The sequence below is a fragment of the Streptococcus sp. 27098_8_103 genome (assembly GCF_041432345.1).
Classification (GTDB): domain Bacteria; phylum Bacillota; class Bacilli; order Lactobacillales; family Streptococcaceae; genus Streptococcus; species Streptococcus mitis_BV.
The window spans coordinates 1-4,561 of the sequence record NZ_JAPVZK010000052.1; the positions used below are offsets into that span (position 1 = coordinate 1).

Annotated in this window: 4 protein-coding genes; 2 read left to right on the forward strand and 2 right to left on the reverse strand. The window is 41.2% G+C overall.

The genetic code is table 11. The features are described 5' to 3' along the window. Positions 1–6 precede the first annotated feature (6 nt). On the reverse strand, positions 7–1,005 hold the full coding sequence (gene galE, locus O3599_RS09715) for a UDP-glucose 4-epimerase GalE (RefSeq protein ID WP_247939909.1): 999 nt from the start codon (positions 1,003–1,005) through the stop codon (positions 7–9). Between the two features lie 294 nt (positions 1,006–1,299). Between galE and pepA the strand changes: the two genes are divergently transcribed. Together pepA and O3599_RS09725 are read left to right on the forward strand one after the other, a co-directional pair. Further along, positions 1,300–2,364 (forward strand): glutamyl aminopeptidase, encoded by a 1,065-nt coding sequence (gene pepA / locus O3599_RS09720; RefSeq protein WP_004255930.1) that lies wholly within the window; start codon positions 1,300–1,302, stop codon positions 2,362–2,364. A gap of 21 nt (positions 2,365–2,385) precedes the next feature. Beyond that, positions 2,386–2,682: a bacteriocin immunity protein gene (locus O3599_RS09725; protein ID WP_084890535.1), complete on the forward strand. Its 297-nt coding sequence runs from the start codon at positions 2,386–2,388 to the stop codon at positions 2,680–2,682. A 97-nt stretch (positions 2,683–2,779) separates the two neighbouring features. Here O3599_RS09725 and O3599_RS09730 read toward each other — a convergent pair whose 3' ends face one another. Next, positions 2,780–4,411, reverse strand: a complete 1,632-nt coding sequence (locus tag O3599_RS09730; RefSeq protein WP_247939908.1) for a Na/Pi cotransporter family protein — start codon at positions 4,409–4,411, stop codon at positions 2,780–2,782. Positions 4,412–4,561 lie beyond the last annotated feature (150 nt).

Consider the following 4,561-nt stretch of genomic DNA (forward strand, 5'->3'; position numbering starts at 1 on the left):
GTTATCCTATTCCAAAATGTTTTTGCCTTCTTTAACACGCCAACGATAATCTGATAAAATAATATCTTCAAGAGAGTAGCTAGCCTTCCAATCAAGATATTTTTTAGCTTTTGATGCGTCTGCTAGGACGCTAGCTGGGTCACCAGCACGGCGAGCAACAATTTCGTGTGGTATTTTTTGATTCAGTAATTCTTCAGCAGTTTTAAAGATTTCTTTGACGGTATAGCCTTTTTCAGTTCCTAAGTTAAAGATTTGAGAAGAACTGTTTTCTTGAAATAGGTAGTTCATTCCTTTAACATGAGCCTGTGCAAGGTCCAAGACATGAATGTAATCCCGAATACATGAACCATCACGTGTATCGTAGTCATCTCCAAATATTTTCAGGCTATCATTTTGTCCCAATGCGGTCTTGTTGATATTGGGAATGATATGAGTTGGATTTTTCACTCGCAGACCGTTTGAAGCATCCATTTCAGCTCCAGCAACATTAAAGTAACGGAAAATGACATATTTCCAGTCGTAGCGATTGGCCATCCAGTAAATCATTCGTTCACCCATCAGTTTTGTCTCTGCATAAGGATTGACAGGGTCGAGCAGGGTATCTTCAGTTGCTGGCTTGTCAATACAGTTATTACCATAGAGGGAAGCAGTCGAAGAGAACATGATTTTTTGAATGCCAACTTCAGATAAGACTTTGAGAACTTGGTTCATACCAGCAACATTGGCAGTGAAGTATTTACTTGGATTTTCAATACTTTCGCTCACAACAATTTCACCTGCACAATGAAGAACAGCATCAATCTGATTTTCTTCTAAGTAAACCTTTAAGGCGCTAGCATCATAAACATCCAGTTGTTTAAAGCTAGCACGACTATCCACAGCCGCTCGATTTCCTGTAGAGAGATTATCTAGAACATGTACCTGATAGCCAGCATTTAAAAGAGCTTTAACGGTATGGGAGCCAATGTAGCCAGCTCCACCTGTAACAAGAATTGTTTTGGTCATGATTTTTTCCTTTTCCTAGTTTTGTACTATTCTAAAGAAATAAGAAAGCAAAGTCAACTATTTTCTGCAAATTTCATGAAAAAACTGAACAGATATAGCATTGAATTGTTTTTTGTTTGGGAATTAATAGTTTGGTTGGTCTTGGAATAGTTCTTAGATTTCACCTCACATGCAAGAAAATACAATCTTTTTCTAAGATACAGTAAGACTAAGATACTAATTTAGAAATCCACCTTCCCGCTATCCTTCTCCTATAAAAAGTGGTAAAATGGATGAAAGAAAGAAGGAACTGAAATGACAACATTATTTTCAAAAATCAAAGAAGTAACAGAACTTGCTGCGATCTCAGGTCATGAAGCACCTGTTCGTGCTTATCTTCGTGAAAAGTTGACACCTCACGTAGATGAAGTGGTGACAGATGGCTTAGGTGGAATCTTTGGTATCAAACATTCAGAAGCTGCAGATGCACCGCGCGTCTTGGTCGCTTCTCACATGGATGAAGTTGGTTTTATGGTCAGCGAGATTAAGCCAGATGGAACCTTCCGTGTCGTTGAAATCGGTGGATGGAACCCCATGGTGGTTAGCAGCCAACGTTTCAAACTCTTTACTCGTGACGGTCGTGAAATTCCTGTGATTTCAGGTTCTGTTCCGCCACATTTGACTCGTGGTAAGGGTGGACCAACTATGCCAGCTATTGCAGATATCGTCTTTGATGGTGGTTTTGCGGACAAGGCTGAGGCAGAAAGCTTTGGCATCCGTCCTGGAGACACCATCGTACCAGATAGTTCTGCAATCTTAACAGCCAATGAAAAAAATATCATCTCAAAAGCTTGGGACAATCGCTACGGTGTGCTCATGGTTAGCGAGTTGGCAGAAGCTCTGTCAGGTCAAAAACTTGGCAATGAACTCTATCTGGGTTCTAACGTCCAAGAAGAAGTTGGTCTTCGTGGTGCCCATACTTCCACAACTAAATTTGACCCAGAAGTTTTCCTAGCAGTTGACTGCTCACCTGCTGGTGATGTCTACGGTGGTCAAGGCAAGATTGGGGATGGAACCTTGATTCGCTTCTATGATCCAGGTCACTTGCTTCTCCCAGGAATGAAGGATTTCCTTTTGACAACGGCTGAAGAAGCTGGTATCAAGTACCAATACTACTGTGGTAAAGGCGGAACAGACGCTGGCGCAGCTCATCTGAAAAATGGTGGTGTCCCATCTACAACAATCGGTGTTTGCGCTCGTTATATCCATTCTCACCAAACCCTCTATGCAATGGATGACTTCCTAGAAGCTCAAGCTTTCTTGCAAGCCTTGGTGAAGAAATTGGATCGTTCAACGGTTGATTTGATTAAAAATTATTAAACCATAAGGGAGGTGGTTGGGATGGTAGAACCAAACCTAGAAAGCCTTGTAAAAGATCTTTACAATCATGCTCGACATGATTTGAGTGAAGATTTAGTTGCTGCTCTCCTAGAGACTGCTAAAAAATTGCCTACTACAAATGAGCAATTGCTGGCAGTTCGTCTCTCAGGCCTGGTCAATCGTGAATTGCTCTTGAATCCCAAACATCCGGCACCTGAGTTGCTCAACTTGGCTCGCTTTATCAAAAGAGAAGAATCCAAGTACAGAGGAACTGCGGCTTCTGCGCTTATGTACGGGGAGCTCTTTAAAATGCTTTGATTCCATTGTGAATCAAAGCATTTTTCTATATATTAGAAAAGCAATTCTAGATTAGGAAAAGAAAAAAGCCATCCTATTTAGGATAGCTTCTTGGTTCTTAGATTTGTTCAGCGATGACTTTTTCAGCTAGATTCATAGCGTGGTCAGATACACGAGTATAGTGGGAAATGATGTCGATAAAGTTGACCCCAGCTTGTGTTGAACACTCGCCCTTGTTGAGGCGTTTGATGTGAGTCTTTCTGAGAACACGTTCCATATTGTTGATTTCTTTATGGCGTTCAATCAGACTTTGAGCTTTTTCAATATCATTGTTTTCCACGCTGTCAAGGGCATCCTTGATAAAGCCAGTGGTCTTTTGATAGATATCAGCTAATTCCTGCAAAGCAGCTTCAGAGAACTCAACATTTTTACGTTGAAGATAGTCGGTCAGATTGATTAGGGCTTCTGCGTGGTCCCCAATCCGTTCCAAATCGCGGGATGAATCCAGGATGTTGGTGAGTACTTCACTTTCTTTCTGGCTAAGGGCTTCACTTGAAAGAGTAATCAGGTAACGAGTCAATTTTTCATCAATGGTATTGATGGCTTCTTCCGTCTTGTGGCCTTTTTCAGCAACCTTTTCATTAAGGTCAATGATGTAGTTGTATGAAAGGTCAAAGGCTTTAGAAGCATAATTTCCTAAGTGAAGGAGTTCTTTTTTCGCATTTCCGAGAGCGATTGATGGAGCTTGTTTAATCAAATGCTCATCAAGATAAAGTGGCTCGTACTTGACAACTTCATCTTCACCAGGGATGAGCTTAGTTACAAAGTAGGCCAAGGCTCCGATGAATGGAAATTGTACAATGGTGTTACTTACGTTAAAGGCACCGTGAGAGAAGGCGATGGTCATCTCAGGTGAGAGGTGAAGGAGTGCCTGGAAGTACTCAATCATAGACGTAAATGGACCTAATAAGATTAAGCAAAGAACAGTTCCTAAAACGTTAAAGGTGACGTGGGTTGCAGCAACGCGTTTCGCAGAGACATTGGCTCCAGCTGCCGCGATGATAACTGTTAGGGTTGTCCCGATATTATCCCCGAAGAGAACTGGTAGCGAACCTTTAAGGTCAAGGAATCCACCTGCATAGAGACCTTGCAAAATCCCGATTGTCGCAGAAGAAGCTTGGATGAGAACGGTAATCACTGCACCGGCAAAAACTCCTAATACAGGATTTTGTCCCAAGGTTACCATGTATTCCTTGAATTGTGGTAAATCTTTAAGAGGGCTCATACCGGCACTGATGAGGTTGAGAGCATAGAAGATTCCCCCTACACCAAACAGGATGCGTCCGATATTGTTTGCTGTTCTATTTTTGGTAAAGAAGAGGAACATGGTTCCAAGGAAAATCAGGGGTAAGGCATACTCACCAAGCTTGAAACCGATGATAAAGGAAGTAACTGTGGTTCCGATGTTGGCTCCCATGATAATTCCGATAGCCTGTCTAAGAGTGAGAAGACTAGCACTGACCAGTCCAACCGTGATAACTGTAACCCCTGTACTTGACTGAATCAGGGCAGTCACGACAATTCCGACTAGAACACCTAAAAAGGGATTGCTAGTGTACTTGTCGATGTAAAAACGAAGGCGATCTCCAGCAGCTTGTTGCAAACCGTCTCCCATGGTCTTGATACTATATAAGAATAGTCCCAGACCACCTAAAAAGTGAAATAAAATTTCCTGCCAATTAATGGACATTTCTTTTTCCTCCGAAAAATAATAACGGAATATCTCCTATTCTATTTTAAAGGATAAAAGTAAATCTAACAAGTGTTTAGATGAAATTTTAGAAAGAAAATTTGTGAGAAAAAGTAAAAATAATAAACTTTAACATGACATGGAGATTAA

Bases quoted from the DNA above. Each gene is read 5' to 3' on its own strand.
- pepA (WP_004255930.1), top strand. From the start codon at position 1,300: ATGACAACATTATTTTCAAAAATCAAAGAAGTAACAGAACTTGCTGCG.
- O3599_RS09730 (WP_247939908.1), bottom strand. From the start codon at position 4,411: ATGTCCATTAATTGGCAGGAAATTTTATTTCACTTTTTAGGTGGTCTG.
- galE (WP_247939909.1), bottom strand. From the start codon at position 1,005: ATGACCAAAACAATTCTTGTTACAGGTGGAGCTGGCTACATTGGCTCC.
- O3599_RS09725 (WP_084890535.1), top strand. From the start codon at position 2,386: ATGGTAGAACCAAACCTAGAAAGCCTTGTAAAAGATCTTTACAATCAT.